This is a genomic window from Sphingomonas alba (genome assembly GCF_023516555.1).
GTDB lineage: Bacteria > Pseudomonadota > Alphaproteobacteria > Sphingomonadales > Sphingomonadaceae > Sphingomicrobium > Sphingomicrobium album.
This window is the reverse complement of the sequence record NZ_JAMGBD010000001.1, coordinates 751090-767555: the sequence shown is the minus strand read 5'-3', so window position 1 is coordinate 767555 and position 16466 is coordinate 751090. Positions and strand designations below refer to the sequence as shown.

15 protein-coding genes are annotated in these 16466 nt (G+C 62.9%); 10 read left to right on the top strand and 5 right to left on the bottom strand.

The features are described from left to right. The first annotated feature begins 99 nt into the window (after nt 1-99). Nucleotides 100-2034, top strand: a complete 1935-nt coding sequence (dnaK, locus tag LZ536_RS04015) for a molecular chaperone DnaK (protein WP_249847015.1) — start codon at nt 100-102, stop codon at nt 2032-2034. Between the two features lie 53 nt (nt 2035-2087). Next, on the top strand, nt 2088-3212 hold the full coding sequence (gene dnaJ / locus LZ536_RS04010) for a molecular chaperone DnaJ (protein WP_249847014.1): 1125 nt from the start codon (nt 2088-2090) through the stop codon (nt 3210-3212). Here the strand turns inward: dnaJ and LZ536_RS04005 are convergent, their stop codons facing one another. The 4 genes from LZ536_RS04005 to radC form a co-directional block, all read right to left on the bottom strand. Beyond that, complete coding sequence (locus tag LZ536_RS04005) at nt 3213-4046, bottom strand: GAF domain-containing protein (RefSeq protein WP_249847013.1); 834 nt, start codon at nt 4044-4046, stop codon at nt 3213-3215. Further along, a complete protein-coding gene (purB, locus tag LZ536_RS04000; protein WP_249847012.1) occupies nt 4033-5361 on the bottom strand; it encodes an adenylosuccinate lyase in 1329 nt (442 codons plus the stop codon). Before purB ends, LZ536_RS04005 begins: the two co-directional genes overlap by 14 nt. Before the next feature lie 771 nt (nt 5362-6132). Further along, nucleotides 6133-8058, bottom strand: coding sequence for a toll/interleukin-1 receptor domain-containing protein (locus tag LZ536_RS03995; protein WP_249847011.1), 1926 nt, complete (start codon nt 8056-8058; stop codon nt 6133-6135). Between the two features lie 304 nt (nt 8059-8362). Continuing rightward, entirely contained in the window at nt 8363-9043 is a 681-nt protein-coding gene (gene radC / locus LZ536_RS03990) for a RadC family protein (RefSeq protein ID WP_249847010.1), read from the bottom strand. Between the two features lie 119 nt (nt 9044-9162). Between radC and LZ536_RS03985 the strand changes: the two genes are divergently transcribed. The 3 genes from LZ536_RS03985 to LZ536_RS03975 are packed head-to-tail and all read left to right on the top strand — an operon-like array spanning nt 9163 to nt 13038. After that, on the top strand, nt 9163-12432 hold the full coding sequence (locus LZ536_RS03985) for an intermembrane phospholipid transport protein YdbH family protein (protein ID WP_249847009.1): 3270 nt from the start codon (nt 9163-9165) through the stop codon (nt 12430-12432). A gap of 10 nt (nt 12433-12442) precedes the next feature. After that, nucleotides 12443-12670 carry a YnbE family lipoprotein gene (locus LZ536_RS03980; RefSeq protein WP_249847008.1) on the top strand — a complete coding sequence of 76 codons (228 nt, stop codon included), beginning with the start codon at nt 12443-12445 and terminating at the stop codon, nt 12668-12670. Then, nucleotides 12667-13038 (top strand): YdbL family probable chaperone protein, encoded by a 372-nt coding sequence (locus LZ536_RS03975; protein ID WP_249847007.1) that lies wholly within the window; start codon nt 12667-12669, stop codon nt 13036-13038. Before LZ536_RS03980 ends, LZ536_RS03975 begins: the two co-directional genes overlap by 4 nt. On the opposite strand, the gene LZ536_RS03970 is transcribed toward LZ536_RS03975, so the two are convergent. Further along, nucleotides 13035-13826 carry a DUF4163 domain-containing protein gene (locus LZ536_RS03970; protein ID WP_249847006.1) on the bottom strand — a complete coding sequence of 264 codons (792 nt, stop codon included), beginning with the start codon at nt 13824-13826 and terminating at the stop codon, nt 13035-13037. The two genes, LZ536_RS03975 and LZ536_RS03970, sit on opposite strands and share 4 nt — an antisense overlap. 170 nt (nt 13827-13996) lie before the next feature. Here LZ536_RS03970 and LZ536_RS03965 point away from each other — a divergent pair, with 170 nt between their 5' ends. The 5 genes from LZ536_RS03965 to LZ536_RS03945 are packed head-to-tail and all read left to right on the top strand — an operon-like array spanning nt 13997 to nt 16450. Continuing rightward, a complete protein-coding gene (locus LZ536_RS03965) occupies nt 13997-14332 on the top strand; it encodes an AtpZ/AtpI family protein (RefSeq protein ID WP_249847005.1) in 336 nt (111 codons plus the stop codon). A gap of 3 nt (nt 14333-14335) precedes the next feature. Beyond that, nucleotides 14336-15115: a F0F1 ATP synthase subunit A gene (locus tag LZ536_RS03960; RefSeq protein ID WP_249847004.1), complete on the top strand. Its 780-nt coding sequence runs from the start codon at nt 14336-14338 to the stop codon at nt 15113-15115. 31 nt (nt 15116-15146) lie between these two features. Continuing rightward, a complete protein-coding gene (locus LZ536_RS03955; RefSeq protein WP_249847003.1) occupies nt 15147-15380 on the top strand; it encodes a F0F1 ATP synthase subunit C in 234 nt (77 codons plus the stop codon). A gap of 46 nt (nt 15381-15426) precedes the next feature. Further along, entirely contained in the window at nt 15427-15915 is a 489-nt protein-coding gene (locus tag LZ536_RS03950) for a F0F1 ATP synthase subunit B family protein (RefSeq protein ID WP_249847002.1), read from the top strand. Continuing rightward, the gene (locus LZ536_RS03945; RefSeq protein WP_249847001.1) at nt 15908-16450 is read left to right on the top strand and encodes a F0F1 ATP synthase subunit B family protein; all 543 of its coding nucleotides are present in this window, start codon (nt 15908-15910) and stop codon (nt 16448-16450) included. Before LZ536_RS03950 ends, LZ536_RS03945 begins: the two co-directional genes overlap by 8 nt. Nucleotides 16451-16466: the final 16 nt, after the last annotated feature.

Genomic DNA, 16466 nt, shown 5'->3' with positions numbered 1-16466 from the left:
CCTTGTCGCTCAATTTCGGCCCCCTATATCCGGCCTGAAATCAACATTTCGGCTGCCTGTTGGGGAGCCGAGAGGGGCAACGAAGAGAAGGACTTAGTTATGGCCAAAGTCATTGGCATCGACTTGGGCACGACCAACAGCTGCGTCGCCGTCATGGAAGGCGGCAAGCCGAAGGTCATCGAGAACAGCGAAGGCGCGCGCACGACGCCGTCCGTTACCGCATTCACCAAGGACGGTGAGCGGCTGATCGGCCAGCCGGCGAAGCGCCAGGCGGTCACCAACCCCGACAATACGATTTTCGCGGTGAAGCGCCTCATCGGCCGCCGCTTTGACGACCCGATCACCAAGAAGGACACCGAGCTGGTGCCCTACAAGATCGTCAAGGGTTCGAACGGCGACGCATGGGTCCAGGCCGGCGGCAAGGACTACAGCCCCTCGCAGGTTTCCGCGTTCATCCTGCAGAAGATGAAGGAAACCGCCGAAGCCTATCTGGGCGAGAACGTTACACAGGCGGTGATTACCGTCCCGGCTTACTTCAACGACGCGCAGCGCCAGGCGACCAAGGACGCCGGCCAGATTGCCGGCCTTGAGGTGCTGCGCATCATCAACGAGCCGACCGCGGCCGCGCTCGCCTATGGCCTCGAGAAGGAAGAGGGCAAGACGATCGTCGTCTATGACCTTGGCGGCGGCACCTTCGACGTCTCGATCCTCGAGATTGGCGACGGCGTGTTCGAAGTGAAATCGACCAACGGCGACACCTTCCTCGGCGGCGAAGATTTCGACGCAAAGATCGTCGAATATCTCGCGGACAAGTTCAAGGCGAAGGAGGGCATCGACCTCCGCACCGACCGCCTTGCCCTGCAGCGCCTCAAGGAAGCTGCGGAAAAGGCGAAGATCGAGCTGTCGTCCGCCGCGACGACCGAAATCAACCAGCCGTTCATCACCGCCCGCATGGAAGGCGGAGCGACGACCCCGCTTCACCTCGTTGAGACGATCACGCGCGCCGATCTTGAAAAGCTGGTCCAGCCGCTGATCGACCGGACGCTCGATCCCTGCAAGAAGGCGCTCAAGGACGCCGGCATCGATCCCAAGGACATTGCCGACGTCGTGCTGGTGGGCGGCATGACCCGCATGCCGCGCGTCCGCGAAGTCGTGAAGGACTTCTTCGGCCGTGAGCCGCACACCGGCGTCAACCCGGACGAAGTCGTCGCCATGGGCGCCGCCATCCAGGCCGGCGTCCTTCAGGGCGACGTCAAGGATGTGCTCCTGCTCGACGTGACCCCGCTGTCGCTGGGCATCGAAACGCTTGGCGGCGTCTTCACCCGGATGATCGACCGCAATACGACCATTCCGACGAAGAAGAGCCAGACCTTCTCGACCGCCGACGACAACCAGAATGCGGTCACCATCCGCGTCTTCCAGGGCGAGCGCGAAATGGCTTCGGACAACAAGGCGCTCGGCCAGTTCGACCTGGTCGGGATTCCGCCGGCGCCGCGCGGCGTGCCGCAGATCGAGGTCACCTTCGACATCGACGCCAACGGCATCGTTCACGTCACTGCCAAGGACAAGGGCACTGGCAAGGAACAGCAGATCCGCATCCAGGCCTCGGGCGGTTTGAGCGACTCTGACATCGAGAAGATGGTCAGCGAAGCCGAGCAGTTCGCCGAGGACGACAAGAAGCGCCGCGAGGCTGCCGAAGCGAAGAACCAGGCCGAGAGCCTCATTCATTCGACCGAGCAGCAGCTGAAGGAGCATGGCGACAAGGTCTCCGCCGAAGTGAAATCGGAGATCGAGGCCGCGCTCGCCGAGGCCAAGACCGCCGTCGAAAGCGGCGATCCGGCGGCCATGACCGAGAAGACCAATGCGCTTGCACAGGCCGCGATGAAGCTCGGTCAGGCCATGTACGAGCAGCAGCAGGCGCAGGCCCAGCCTGAAGCCGGCGCTGAAGGCACGGACGAAACGGCTTCGGCCAGTGCCGACGAAGACGTCGTCGACGCCGAATTCTCCGAGGTCGACGAAGACAAGAAGGGCTAAGGTGGACCGTCATTCCAGTCATGGGATGACGGCCTGGCCGGGGGTGTGTGTGCGTGGTTGAGGGTGACTATTACGAGCTGCTGGGCGTGCCCAAGTCCGCGGACGAGCGGACGATCAAGGCCGCCTACCGCAAGGCGGCGATGGAATGTCACCCGGACCGTCACGGCGGCTGTTCCGACAAGGAAGCGCACTTCAAGGCCTTGAACGAGGCCTATGACGTACTGAAGGACCCGCAGAAGCGCGCCGCTTACGACCGCTTCGGCAAGGCGGCATTCCAGAACGGCGGTGGCGGCGCCGGCAATCCGTTCGGTGCCGGTGGCGGGTTCGAGGGTTTTTCGGACATCTTCTCCTCCATTTTCGGCGAGTTCATGGATCCGCGCGGGCAGCAGCAGAATGTCGCCCGTGGGGCGGACCTTCGCTACGATTTGGAACTGACGCTGGAAGAGGCGTTCGCCGGCACATCGAAGACGATTACTGTCGAGGCTTTAGCCAAGTGCGAGCCCTGCAAGGGGCGTGGCTCGCGCGGAGAGGCGACGGCGCAGCGTTGCAGCACATGCGGCGGCGCAGGCAAGGTTCGCGCCCAGCAGGGATTCTTCGTCGTCGAACGTGGCTGCCCCTCATGCCTCGGCTCGGGCGAAACCATCGCCGACCCCTGTCACGCCTGCGACGGCGAGGGGCGGGCGATCAGCCGTCGCAAATTGAGTGTCGATATCCCCGCCGGGGTCGATGAAGGCACCCGCATCCGCGTCGCCGGTGAGGGTGAGAGCGGCATTCGCGGCGCCAGCAGCGGCGACCTTTACCTTTTCGTCCACATGAAGCGGCACGCCATTTTCCAGCGTGAGGGCACGAGTCTCATTGCCGAATGCCCGGTCAGCTTCACGACCGCGGCGCTCGGCGGATCCATCGATGTTCCGGGCGTTGATGGCGAGAAGGTCGAAATCAAGATCCCCGCCGGTATCCAGTCGGGCGAAACGCTTCGCCATCGCGGCGCCGGCATGAGCGTTCTGAACGGCCGAGGACGCGGCGACTTGATCGCACGCATTCTTGTCGAAACTCCGACGAAACTCAGCGCCAAGCAGAAGGATATCTTGCAGAGTTTCCGCGAAACGGAAACGGGTGAGGAGTGCCCGGCGACCAAGAGCTTCTTCCAGCGGATGAAAGGCGCGATGCGCGGCTGATCAGCCGGCGCGGGCTTCGCAGAGCTCCGCGCGCATCGCCAGGAAATCCCCGAACAATTCCGCCGCCGCGATCCGATCGAGTGTCGGCTGGCGCGCGGTACGATTGAAGCAAACCGCGACGCCCCAGGGAATCCCTGCCGACACCAGGGGGACGAACAGCGACGTCGAAGCCTCCTTGGCGCTCGCGCACGGTTCGCCGGAGTCGATCGCTCGCAGCAGCGCGTGCTGCACCAAGGAAGTCGGAGCATCCGGCTCCAACGGGATCGCGGCCCGGCTCGCGTCGGCGAGAACACGGACTTCCGGAGGCGGGCAATGCGTTGCAGGGATCGGGGCGCCCCGGCCCTCCTCGGCGATGCGCTCTCCCTCACCATTTTCGTCGAGCCTGAAGATGGTCACACTGTCGAAGCCGGTCAGCGCCCTAAGCAAATGTGACGCGCGCTGGACGAGGTCGGTAACCGTCTCGCAGGCATCGAGAGAGGCCGCGAGTTGGCGCGCCATACCGGCCGGATCACCAGCCTCGACATGGGCGGACGGCAGGGCCTCAAGGATGATCAAGCCGTCCTTGAAGTGCATCGACACATCAAACGGCTTCGGCACGCTGGCGAAAAAGAGCGAGAACAGCCGCGCCGCCCCTTCCGGATTGCGCATCAACGCGAGCTGGTTGCGCAGTGAGTGCACCGCCGATCCGCCGAAATACTCCGACAATGGCTGGCCGATCATGCGCGGGCCGCAATCGGCGAAATGGTCGGCAATGTTCGCGGACACGTGGCGCACCCGCCAGTCCTGGCCGAGCACGACCAGGAAGCCGCAGGGCTGGATCTCAGCCCGCGGCATCTCCGAAGACCCGTGCGAAGATCGTGTCGACATGTTTCAGGTGATAGCCGAGGTCGAAACTCTCTTCGAGTGCGGCCGGGGCGATGTGCTTCGTCACCTCTGGATCGGCCTTGAGGAGGTCGAGCAGCGACAGTGCGCCATCGGATTCCCAAACCTTCATCGCGTTGCGCTGGACGACGGCATAGGCGTCTTCGCGGCTAAGGCCTGCCTGGGTCAGCGCCAGCAGCACGCGCTGCGAGTGGACGAGGCCGCCCATGCGGTCGAGGTTCTTCTGCATGCGCTCCGGATAAACGAGCAGTTTGTCGACCACCTGCGTCAGGCGGGCGAGGGCGAAGTCGAGCGTGATGGTCGCGTCGGGCCCGATGAAGCGCTCGACCGACGAATGCGAAATGTCGCGCTCGTGCCAGAGGGCGACATTCTCCATCGCCGGCGTCACCGCCGATCGTACCATGCGGGCGAGGCCGGTCAGATTTTCGGTCAGCACCGGATTGCGCTTGTGCGGCATGGCCGACGAGCCTTTCTGGCCCGGCGAGAAATATTCCTCCGCCTCCAACACCTCGGTGCGCTGCAGGTGGCGGATTTCGACGGCCAGCCGCTCGATGGACGAGGCGATGACGCCGAGCACCGCGAAGAACATCGCGTGGCGGTCGCGCGGGATGACCTGGGTCGAGGCGGGCTCGGGCGTCAGGCCAAGCTCCTTAGCGACATGCTCCTCGATGCGCGGGTCGATGTTGGCGAAGGTGCCGACCGCGCCGGAAATGGCGCAGGTGGCGATTTCGTCGCGTGCCGCCTGGAGCCGCGCCTTGTTGCGGTCGAACTCGGCATAGGCCTGTGCGAGTTTGAGGCCGAAGGTGACCGGCTCGGCGTGGATGCCGTGGCTGCGGCCGATGGTCGGGGTCAGCTTGTGCTCCTGCGCCCGGCGTCTGAGCACGGCGAGCAGGGCATCAAGGTCGGCGATCAGGATGTCGGCGGCTTGCTTCAGCTGCACCGCCTGCGCCGTGTCGAGCACATCGCTGCTGGTCATGCCCTGGTGCAGCCAGCGCCGCTCGGGGCCCAGCTTCTCGCCGGCCCAGGTCAGGAAGGCGATCACGTCATGCTTTGTGACCGCTTCGATGGCGTCGATGGCCGGCACGTCGATCTCGCCGAGCGCATCGGCGTCATAGGCCTTGCGAATGGTCGCGGCGTCCTCCGCCGGGATCATCCCGACCTCGCCCATCGCTTCGGCCGCGAAGATCTCGATCTGCCACCAGATCAGATAACGGTTCTCGGCCGACCAGATGGCCGTCATTGCGGGGCGGGAATAACGTGGGACCATGGCGCGAGCGGCTAGCAGGGATGCTTCAATGCTTCAAATCGGAGCAGGGCTAATGCCTGCCATCCACCCATTCGGGCCGCGATTAACATATGGTCCTAGTGGCGGCTTTGGGTGGAAAGCGGACATTGCCGCCACTTTAGGTTCAAACGCCAATCGGTGCTATTACAGGGCATCGGGCGACGTGTTCTGCAAGCATCCGCCCGCCTGAGAGACCGACCGCGCTCCCGCTAATTGAAAGGGGAGCTGAAATGTCCTCCACTCATGCCGACTATTTCCGAACGCGAGCTTTGGAGGAGCGCGAACGAGCCGCCTCCTCGGACGCTCCGCACATCGCTGCCGTCCACCAGGAAATGGCGGAGAAGTATCAGACACTGGTATGTTTGATGGAAATTGGGGTCTCATCCCACGCCGAACCTGACAGCCCCGATACCGAAACGTTTGCGCCACCCCGCTAGGACGGCCGCAGCGGGTCGATGCTTGCACTCCTAAACATTTGTTATGCTTGCCTTTTCGTTCCAAAATGGGTTGAATTTGGTGCGTTGTGTTGAGTTGATTGGGGACAACTCATGGTTGAGTATCGGCGTGGCGTTCCGAGCCAACGGAAGAATGAGTTCTGGCACTGGCACCCAGACTGCCTTTCCTTTCCATGGAAGGCCTTCGCTATCAGAAAAGATAAGCCGTCCGACGACGACCTTTGCGCCAAATGTGCGGGACTGTTCGGCGGAAGCTGATGCTCGCAATGGGTCGAAAGCGGACTCTAGGTCCTCAACACTATGTTCGGTCGCCAGCCAGACTGGCTGCCACTTCTTTGCAGTCATACGGAAGATCGCGGTCATGACAGAAATCGGGCCAATGACCACTGCTTCGCCAATATTCGATTAAACCCTGCTTCTTCGCCAATTTCATAAACCTCAGATCGTGTCGGAATCGGCCAAAGATTGACCGAAAGAACATTTCCTTGGTGGCGAGGACCATGTCGGGATGATCTTCCAAGATGCGATAAATCTCATCTTCACGTCCAAATTGCGCGAGGGCGAGAAATAGCCAACCGGCGCCGCGACCTGATTGCCCTACGGCAGCTTTCGCGTCGGCCACAGCGTGATCAATGTTTTCCTGGGTTGGGTTGATGCGAGCTAGCAGAAAGGAATCGAAATGGGCGTAGCCCGGGTTCAGGCCCGACCGGACAACGCGCAAGGCGTCCTGCGGGTCGCCGTAGCGAAGGTTTATCCGAAATCTCGCCTCCACAAGTGGGTGGGCCTCCGGCCAGAACGACTCCGCTTTTTTCAGCTCTTCTCGGGCCGCATCAAGTTGCCCGGCGTAAGCGAGCGCCACGATATACCCCGAGGCTGTGTCTGCTGACAAAGGATCGAGTTCGTACGCTCGCTTCGTGGCTTCCACCGCCTCCTTCACCCTTCCGACCTGCGACAGAAATGTCGCGTTCATGCCTTGGATCAGTGAGCTATCAGGATTATCGCGCAATGCACGGTCAATGAGCGCCGACGAACTCGCAAGATCATTGTCCACAAGGAGAGTGGATTCTCCGAAATAAGCTTCGGCCATTCGAGGATTGACTTTGCGGGCTCGCGCCACGTCTAGGGCAAGTTCATCTCTTTCCGGTGCCGTTTTGGAGAGCGATTCCCAATTTATTACATACGCTTCTGTTTCGACAAGCTTTGCCCACCCACCTTCAAATCTTGGCGCACTTCGAGTAACTTCGCGAAAGACAGGGACTAGGCTGCGGAAGTCTGTCCACGCGGCCTCTGACAGCGTCGAGCAGCCGTTTAGATAAAGCCTGAGCGTCCGCTGATCGAGCGTGCTGCCGCTATTGCTGGCGGCATTTGTAGCGCAGCCGAGTACGCGTGCGGATGTCAATGCTAGCTCCTGCTTCAGGTCACCGTACTGATTCTGCGCGCGCTCGAAATCTTTCGACCAGAGCAACACATGGTTTTGATCAATCAGCGTAATGTTGGCGGTCGGGTTGCCGTTCGAGGATGCGCCCGATACTTGGAAAGTGAAGTCTAACCCTTTCTTGACCGTCGCATCGACGATCTCGATTGTGTCAGCATCGCCGGCCCGAAGCCGCCCTAGCTTTACGTACAAGTCGCGAGCCAGCGCGCGGCTATTTGACGAGGTATCGGCTGCCACGACAGCCACCGTGGGAACGGCCGGAGAGTGGTGCTTAAACCACCATAAGCCCGACAAGCCGGCAATAGCCAAAACAACAGTTCCGCCAGCCGCTATACGGAAGTAGCCGCGTTTGGACTTCTGTAGAATTGCGGATGAGGCGTTCTTCTCTCGGTCCGGCGACGCAGGCCTCAGTTCGTTTATCGCGCTGAGGAGTTGGCGAAGCTCTGTAGAATTTGACCTGCCTTTCCACCGCGAAAAATCGACCGTCTGGAATTGCCGGAAGCCCATGGGCGGCTCGATTTCGCCGAGCGAAACGGGAATAAGACGGCCGCTGTCGCGTCCAGCGGCGGCCTCGTCCCGGACCCAAGCCGATTTCACCGAACTCCTCGACCACAACACAATCACAGCTTCGGCCGCTTTCAGCGCCTCTTCGATCACTAGGGAGAATTGGGCTCCCCCGCGAACGTGGAGGTCCCACCAGACCTCGTGCCCAGCACGCTCCAATGCGACGGCGATCAGTCGCGCCTTGCTCGTGTCGTCCCGGTCATAGCTCAAGAACACGGCAGCCATGAGTACTCCCCCGCGGGGGCAATGCTGCGCCGAAGGTAGTTTCAGCGCAAGCTAAGAAGCCGAATCGCTCACTAGTGTCCGCAATGGGTCGAAAGCTGCCATTAGCCACATCGTCGATTTTCCTGTCCTACAGCGACCGGAGCATGCCAGCATTCGCGCTACCGCTCTTTGAACCGTGGATAAGATCGAGATTACGAAAGTAGGCCGCCGCGCCCGCAAAAATGGTCGCTCATCCCAAGACTTTTGTGACATTTGTGACCTTAAGCGACCTCCAAGGGGTGCCGCCAATGTCGCTCATGGCGCGCTAGATCAGGCCCTTCGCCTTCATGCTCGACCGGCCCTGCGCGCCGATGATGACATGGTCGTGGACGGTCACCTTCATGTGCCGGCCGGCCTCGATCAGGTCGCGGGTCAGGCGGATGTCCTGGCTGCTGGGTGAGGGGTCTCCGCTCGGATGATTGTGGACGATGATGATTGCCGTGGCGCCAAGCGCGATGGCGCGGCTGATGACCTCGCGAACATGGACCGAGGCTTCGTCGACCGAGCCGCGCCACATCGCCTCATTGGCGATCAACATGTTCTTGGCGTTGAGGAAGAGGACGCGGACCTCCTCGATGCTGCTATGAGCCATGGCCGCCTGGAGATAATCGCCGAGCGCGTCCCAGCTCGACAGGATCGGCCGGCCTTCGACGCGGGTTTCGAGTAGCCGCAACGCAGTGGCGCGGGCGATGGCGAGCGCGCCGATCACGCCTTCCGACAGGCCTTCCTTGCGGAGCACATCCGGCGCCGTTTCGAGTAATGGTCCGATGCCGCCGAAGCGGGCAATCAGCGCCTTGGCCTGCACCTTGGTGTCGCGGCGGGGAATGGCGAGGGCGAGGAGATATTCGACCAGCTCATGGTCGAGCAGGGCCTTGCCGCCGCCCTCGAACAATCTCTGGCGAAGCCGGGCCCGATGGCCGGATGAATCGCTCGGATTGTCGGCCACGAAGCCTCCCAGGAACACAACAACCGAGCACGCCAAGGCTAGGCAAAGCAGCCGCGCCATGCAACGCGGCATCGTCGCGGACACGGAACGGTCGCGGAAACGAGAGGTTCTAAGCCCGGATGAGCGCCGACAAAGACGAAGGCCTGCCGGAAGAAATCGGTGAGGAGCTGGAAAAGGAAGGGCTCGCCGAGCCGGTCCTCGTCCACGACCGCACCGGCTGGCATCAGGTCCGCAGGGTCACGCGCGCCGGCTTGCTGGCCATTCTGGTCATTGCGGTCATCGGCTTCGCCGCGTTGTGGATATGGCGCAAGCCGCTTGCAGACAACGTCATCGCCAATGAGCTGGAGAAACGCGGCGTCCAGGCGACCTACACCATCGACAAGGTCGGGCTGCACAACCAGCAGATTAGCAACATCAGGATCGGCGACCCCGAGCACCCGGACCTGGTGGCACAAACGGCCCTCATCCAGATGCGGGTGAAGTGGAACGGCTCGGTCCAGGTTTACCGGATCGTCACCCGCGGCGCGCATTTGAACGGCCGCCTGCTGAAGACCGGCAAGGTCAGTTGGGGCCAGATCGACAAATTGCTCCCACCCCCGAGCGGCAAGCCGTTCCGGCTGCCCGATGTCGTCCTGGATGTCGCCGACAGCACGATCCGGCTCAACACGCCCTATGGCCGCCTTGGGTTCGCCATCGTCGGCAGCGGCAACCTCACGGGCGGCTTCAAAGGGCGCCTCGCCACCGCCGCACATCACCTGGACGTTGGCGCATGCTCGCTCGACCGGCTGAAATCGAATGTCGCCATCGGCGTCGTCGCGCGGCGACCGCGGGTGCTGGGGCCGGTCGCGGCGTCGAGTTTCAACTGCCCGGCCAGCCGGATGACGATGATCGCGCCGCGGATCGACGTCGACAGCAATTTCGCCGAGGCCTTCACCGACTTCAACGGCAAGGGGAAACTCGCCGTCGCCAGCTTCACGGCGGGAGACAATGGCCTTGCCAACCTCGTCGCAAATCTCAGTTTCAAGGGATCGCCGACCAGTGCCAACGGCGGTTTCGACCTATCGGCACAACGGGCGCGCCTCGCGACCATCTACGCGGACCGTACGCGGCTCAACGGCAAATATAACCTCCAGGCACGCAAGGGCACCTTGGCAGTCGCGGCGAACTACGGTGCGAGCAGCGCTAGGCTCTCCGGGCCGCTCGTCGCGCAGCTAATCGGCGCGCTCGAAGCCGCGCACGGCACGCCGATCGAGCCGATCGCCAGGGCAATGGGCGCGGCCGTCCGCAACACGGTCAGCAATTTCGACGCCGAAGGCCGGCTGGTGCTGGTCAATTATCCGGGCGGCGGCGGCGTCCGTATCCAGACGGCGAACGTGAGCGGACCAAATGGCGCGAGAGCCAAGGTCGCGGGCCGAGACGGGCTCAATTATTACTGGCCCAAGGGCTACGTCCGCATCGACACGGACATCCAGATGGCCGGGGGCGGGCTGCCGACCGCGCAGGTATCGCTACGCCAGCCACGCAACGGCGGTCCCATGACCGGCACGGCCGATGTCGCACCCTATCGCGCGGGCAATAGCCGGCTGGCGCTCGACACAATCCGCTTCACGGCGGCCCCCGACGGCTCGACGAGCGTCCGCACGATCGCACTGATGGACGGACCTGTGCCCGGCGGGTTCGTGCGCGGCCTCAGGGTCCCGGTCGATGCCGAGTTCGGGGGTCCGGCTGGTTTTCGGTTCGGCCGCACTTGCCTCGATGCGCGGTTCGCGAGCTTCCAGATGGGGTCGTTGAAGCTTGGAGCCGCACGCCTGCCGGTTTGCCCGACCGGTCCGGCCATCGCCTACCAGGGGCCCGGCGGGGCGCTCCAGGTCGGCGCGCTGCTCCGCAATCCGAAGTTTGCCGGCTCGCTCGGCAATTCACCCGTTGCCTTGTCCGCCGCTTTTGCTCGGCTGATGCGCGAGCGCTTCCAAGTTGGCGATTTTGCCATGCGGATCGGCAAGGCCGACGCGCCGGTACTGCTCAACGCAACGGCGCTGGAGGGCAATTACTCCGGTACCGGCACCCTCAGCGGCGGTCGCGCCATCATCGGCCGGGTGCCGCTGGCAATCAGCGAGGCAGCAGGCAAGTGGAGGATGGTCAAGGGCGGCGTCGGGCTCACCGGCGCCATGACGGTCGCCGACCGGGCCGACCCGGTGAAATTCTACCCGCTTCGCAGCGACAATGTGAACTTCCTGCTGGCCAACAACCGCATCGAGGCGACGGGCCTGCTCAAGCACCCGGCCAGCGGCACGCCGGTGACCAACGTTACGATCCACCACAATCTCGACAGCGGCGAGGGCAATGCCGTCCTTGACGTGCCCGGCATCCGGTTCGGCAATAGCCTGCAGCCTGAAGAACTGACCCCGATCACCCAGGGCATCATCGCCCTCGTTAACGGTGGGCTGTCCGGGCAGGGTCAGATCGCCTGGAACGGCACCGGCAAGGTTAGTTCGACTGGCGATTTCCGAGTCACCGACATGGATCTCGCCGCGCCGTTTGGCCCGGTCACCGGCATGAACGGGACGATCCATTTCACCGACCTCCTCGGCCTCGAAACCGGCCCGGGCCAGGTGGTGACGTTAGGAAGCGTCAACCCCGGCATCCTCGTCGAGGACGGGGTCATGCATTACCAATTGCTGCCCGATCGCCTCGTAAAGATCGAGCGCGGCGAATGGCCGTTCATGGGTGGCCGGCTGATCCTCCACGAGACGATCCTCAACTTCAACAAGCCGACCGCCAAGCGCCTGACCTTCGAAGTCGTGGGTCTCGACGCGCACACCTTTGTCGGCAGTATGGGTTTCAGCGAAATCGATGCGGCCGGCGTCTTCGATGGCGTCTTGCCGATGATCTTCGACGAGAATGGCGGCCGGATCGTCGGCGGGCGGCTGGATTCTCGCGAAGGCGGCGGCTTCCTCCAGTATAATGGCGTGGTCAACAAGGCGAACCTTGGCACAATGGGGAACATCGCCTTCGAGGCGCTACGCGACCTGCGGTTCAAATCGATGATCATTCGTCTCGACGGCGACCTGGCGGGCGAGTTCGTCACGCGTTCGACCATCGATGGCGTCGGCCTCGGCTCTACTGGCACGCAGAGGATCATCCGCGGCCTTCTGAAGAAGATTCCGCTGAAGCTGAACCTGACCATCCGCGGGCCGTTCCGCGGCCTCATCGCAACAGCCAAGGCTTTCCGCGACCCGCGTCAGGTGATCGAGGAGGTGCTGCCGCGGCCTCTCGACCAGGTGCCGGGCATCACCACCGAGGTCATCCGCAAGAACGAAGAGAACACCCAGACCCAGACCCCGGTCCAGGAGAAAGTCGAAACCAATCCGCCAACCCCGACAACCAAGTGAGAGAAGCGCAATGACCGAGACAATCAAAAAGGGGGCATCGCTGCTGGGAGCCGCCGCGCTGGCGGTGCCGCTCGGCGGTTGCATCAGCCTTGCGGCGCCCGAAAAGCCGATCGAGATCAACCTCAACGTCAAGATCGAGCAGGAGGTCGTCGTTCGCCTGCAGCGGGACGTCGAGAATATCATCAACCAGAATCCGCAGGACTTCCCGCAGACGAAGAAGCCAGGGGGGCAGCCGTGAGACTGAAGCTCGCGGCACTGCTCGCGCTGGCAGTCGCGGTGCCGGCGATGGCCCAGATGTCGCCGACGATCCGGGCGGCAAAGGCAGCCGGGCAGGTCGGAGAGCGTTACGACGGCTACCTTGGGATGGCTGCGAACGCGCCTGCCGCGGTCCGACGCGAAGTTGAGGCGATCAACATCCGCCGCCGTTCGCATTATTCGAACTTGGCCAATGCCAAGGGTGTCACTCCGCAAGACGTCGGCATCACGGCGGGCTGCGTGACCTTGCGCTCGGTTGAGGTCGGGGAGCCCTATTTGCTGGCCGACAATGTCTGGCGGAGGCGAACCGCCATGCAGAATGTCTCGATTCCGAGTTACTGCGCGCCCTAGGCCTTGAAGCTCGGCTTGAACTCGTTCTTGAGTGCGGCGACCAGGTCGGAACTGACCGCCAGCTCGACTTCATAATCGCCTTCGACCCATGGCCCGGCGACATAGGGCGAGGCGACGACAAGCAACTTCTCGAACTTGCCGTCCTTGTTGCCGTCGACCGGGATGATCGAGACGTCGTCGAGGGTCGGGTAATCGTCGAACATGCCACCCCCGCCGGCCGGCTCGCCGCGCTTCTCTTCCCGCGCCTTGTTGAGCGAATCGCACCAGCGCTGGGTCAGCAGCCGGTCGCGATTGGAAGCTTCCGCGAACAGGTCGGCGAACTTGATCTCGCGACGCGCCCGCCGATCCCAGAGCAAGGCGTCTGTCGAGGCATAGCCGTGAGCCCCGCCGGTGTAGCCGCCGGAATCAACCCGCAGGCTCAGAAGGCGGTCGGTCTGGCCTGAGGTTTCATAGGCGGTCGAGGCTGAGAATGGGTTGAAATCGGTGCCGAGCTTCTCCCGCATCGCCTTGTCCTCCTCGGCATTGGCGACCAGCTCCGACTTCTCCTTCTCCATCTCGCCGGCAAACCGCTTCACCAATTCAGGAATGGCGGCAGCCTCGGCCGGGTAGGAGAAGTCATATTCGATGAGATCGTTTTTGGTCTCGACCGAGAAGGGCTTGGCGGGTGGCGCTGCTGGCAGTGGTTTCGTTGCAGCTTGTCCGTTGTCCGCAGCCTGATTCGGCGGTGTCTCGGACGCCTTCGGTCCGCAACCTGCGAGGATTAAGGCGAGGGCTGCGAAATACTTCATCAGGTACGAACTTATACGGGGTAGGAAACCGGGGGAAGCCGCGGTTGACTATGTCCCGGCCCCTTCATAAAGGGGCGGCGCCTTGGCGGGATCGTGGCCGCCATGTTCCATGCCTTTCGCGCCTGCCCTTCCAAAGGCGCTGGCGCACAACATCGGGAGGCTTGCGTAACATGGCTGAAGACGAGAACGACGAGGTTCCGACGTCCCCCCAGGACGCACGACTAGGTTCGCTCGAGGAGCGACTGAAGCGGGCCGAGCGGGTGGAGGCCGAGCGAGGGCCTGACCCGATTGACTCCTCGACGTTGATCAAGAACGTCGGCCAGAGGGTCGCGCAAAGCTTGATCGGAATGCCGCTCGGCGGTGCCATTATCGGCTGGCTGCTCGATCGGCTGTTCGACACGGCGCCGTGGATCATGCTGGGGCTGATGTTCATCGGCTTCGCCGGAGCGGTGTTGGACGTGATGAGATTTACGAAGCAGGGCTCGAACAGGGACTCAGGGAAGTAATCAGTGGCCGTAGAGAGCAAAATCGACCCGATGCACCAGTTCATGATCGATCCGATCTATGGACAGCTGGGCTCGAATAACCCGTTCGCCTTCACCAACAGTTCCCTTTGGATGCTGGTCCTCCTGGCCGTGATCACCGGCTTCATGCTGATGGGAATGCGCCGCGAGTTGGTCCCGAACCGCTGGCAGGTCGCCGCCGAAGGGCTGGTCGGCTTCGTCAACAACATGGTGACATCCAGCATCGGCAAGGAAGGCCGCACCTACCTGCCGTGGGTGTTCACCGCCTTCATCTTCATCCTGTTCGCGAACCTCATCGGCGCCATGCCGTTTGCAGTCGTGCCGGGCGCGCATCCGTTCACGGTCACCAGCCAGTTTACAGTGACCGGCGTGATGTCGATCATCACCTTCGCGATCGTGTTGGGCGTTGGGTTCTGGAAGCATGGCCTGCACTTCTTCTCGCTGTTCGTGCCGCAGGGGACGCCGTTCATCCTCAAGCTGCTGATCACGCCGGTCGAGATTATCAGCTTCGCCGTCCGGCCATTCAGCCTCGGCCTTCGTCCCTTCATCGCCATGTTCGCCGGTCACATCCTGCTGGACGTGTTCGGCAACTTCGTGGTCCAGGGCCTCAACAGCGGTGGCGCCGCGGGCTATGGCGTCTCGGCGCTCTGCTTTGTCTTCGTGATCTTCGTCAATGCGCTGGAACTGCTGGTCGGTGCCATCCAGGCCTATGTTTTCGCGCTGCTGACGTCGCTCTACATCAACGACGCAGTTCATCTTCACTAGGTTTTGTCGGTTTTTCTCAAGGAGTTTTAAAATGGATCTCGCTTCTGCAAAGGTCATCGGTGCCGGTCTTGCTGCTATCGGCGTTGGCGCCGCCGCCGCGGGCGTCGGCTACGTCTTCGGTGCGTTCCTCCAGGGCGCGCTGCGCAACCCGGCTGCCGCTGACGGCCAGCAGGGTCGCCTATTCATCGGCTTCGCCGCCGCCGAGCTTCTCGGCCTGATGGCGTTCGCCGTGGCGATGATCATCCTTTACGCCTTCAACGGCTAACAAACGGCAGCGGGCCGGCTAAGTCCGGCCCGCACCGGGGACGTCCATGCCTCAACTTACCCAGCTTTCGGATGTGCTCCTGTCGCAGCTGTTCTGGCTCGCGATCACTTTGGGGTTCATCTATTTCGTCATCGCCCGCGGCATGCTGCCGAAGATCCAGTCGACCGTCGACCTGCGCGACCAGAAGATCGCCCAGGATCTTACGGCCGCGGAATCGGCTCGGACCGAGACGGACAAGATGGAAGAAGCCTATCGCGAGCGCATGGACGCCAGCCGAGCGGACGCCATGAAGCTGACGGCGGCCGCGAAAAGCGATGTCGCCAAGGCCATCGAGAAAAAGGTCGCCAAGGCCGACGCTGCGAACCAGGCGAAACTCGACAAGGCGAACGAGCGCATCCGCAAGGCTCGCGAATCCGCCCGCGCCGAAATCCTCGGAGCGGCTGCGGAAATGACCCAGGACGTTGCCGCCAAGGTCGCCGGCCTGAATGTCAGCAAGGAAGAGGCGCTGAAGGCAGTGGAATCGGCTCATGGCTGACGTAGCGCACACGACTGCCGGGACCGAGGTTCCGGCCGAGCATCACGAAGAGCCCACCGCATTCGGCCTGAACGCCGGCGGCTGGGTGGCCCTCGCCATGATCGTGGTTTTCGCGATCATGATCTGGAAGCGGGTTCCGGGCGCAGTTGCCAAAACCCTCGACGACCAGATCGCGGCGATCCGCAAGCGGCTCGATGAAGCCTCGTCGCTGCGTGCCGAGGCCGAGCAACTGAAGAAGGAATATCAGAAGAAGGCCAAGGCGGCCGACAAGGAAGCGGCGTCCATGATCGACCGCGCCAAGCATGAGGCGGAGGCGATCGTCGCCAAGGCCAATGCCGACGCCGAAGCCCTCGTCGAGCGCCGCGCCAAGATGGCGGAAGAGAAGATTGCCGCCGAGGAGCGCAATGCGATCAAGGAGCTGCGCGCTGCTGCAGCCACTGCCGCCAGCAAGGCCGCCGAAAAGCTGATCGCCGACCGGCACGACGCCAAGGCCGACGCCAAGCTGATCGACCAGGCGATCTCGAGCCTGAAGTGATGCCGACCCCGGCCGA

Bases quoted from the DNA above. Each gene is read 5' to 3' on its own strand.
- LZ536_RS03995 (WP_249847011.1), bottom strand. From the start codon at position 8,058: ATGGCTGCCGTGTTCTTGAGCTATGACCGGGACGACACGAGCAAGGCG.
- purB (WP_249847012.1), bottom strand. From the start codon at position 5,361: ATGGTCCCACGTTATTCCCGCCCCGCAATGACGGCCATCTGGTCGGCC.
- LZ536_RS03985 (WP_249847009.1), top strand. From the start codon at position 9,163: ATGAGCGCCGACAAAGACGAAGGCCTGCCGGAAGAAATCGGTGAGGAG.
- dnaK (WP_249847015.1), top strand. From the start codon at position 100: ATGGCCAAAGTCATTGGCATCGACTTGGGCACGACCAACAGCTGCGTC.
- LZ536_RS03955 (WP_249847003.1), top strand. From the start codon at position 15,147: ATGGATCTCGCTTCTGCAAAGGTCATCGGTGCCGGTCTTGCTGCTATC.
- LZ536_RS03945 (WP_249847001.1), top strand. From the start codon at position 15,908: ATGGCTGACGTAGCGCACACGACTGCCGGGACCGAGGTTCCGGCCGAG.
- LZ536_RS03970 (WP_249847006.1), bottom strand. From the start codon at position 13,826: ATGAAGTATTTCGCAGCCCTCGCCTTAATCCTCGCAGGTTGCGGACCG.
- LZ536_RS03980 (WP_249847008.1), top strand. From the start codon at position 12,443: ATGACCGAGACAATCAAAAAGGGGGCATCGCTGCTGGGAGCCGCCGCG.
- LZ536_RS03950 (WP_249847002.1), top strand. From the start codon at position 15,427: ATGCCTCAACTTACCCAGCTTTCGGATGTGCTCCTGTCGCAGCTGTTC.
- LZ536_RS04005 (WP_249847013.1), bottom strand. From the start codon at position 4,046: ATGCCGCGGGCTGAGATCCAGCCCTGCGGCTTCCTGGTCGTGCTCGGC.
- LZ536_RS03965 (WP_249847005.1), top strand. From the start codon at position 13,997: ATGGCTGAAGACGAGAACGACGAGGTTCCGACGTCCCCCCAGGACGCA.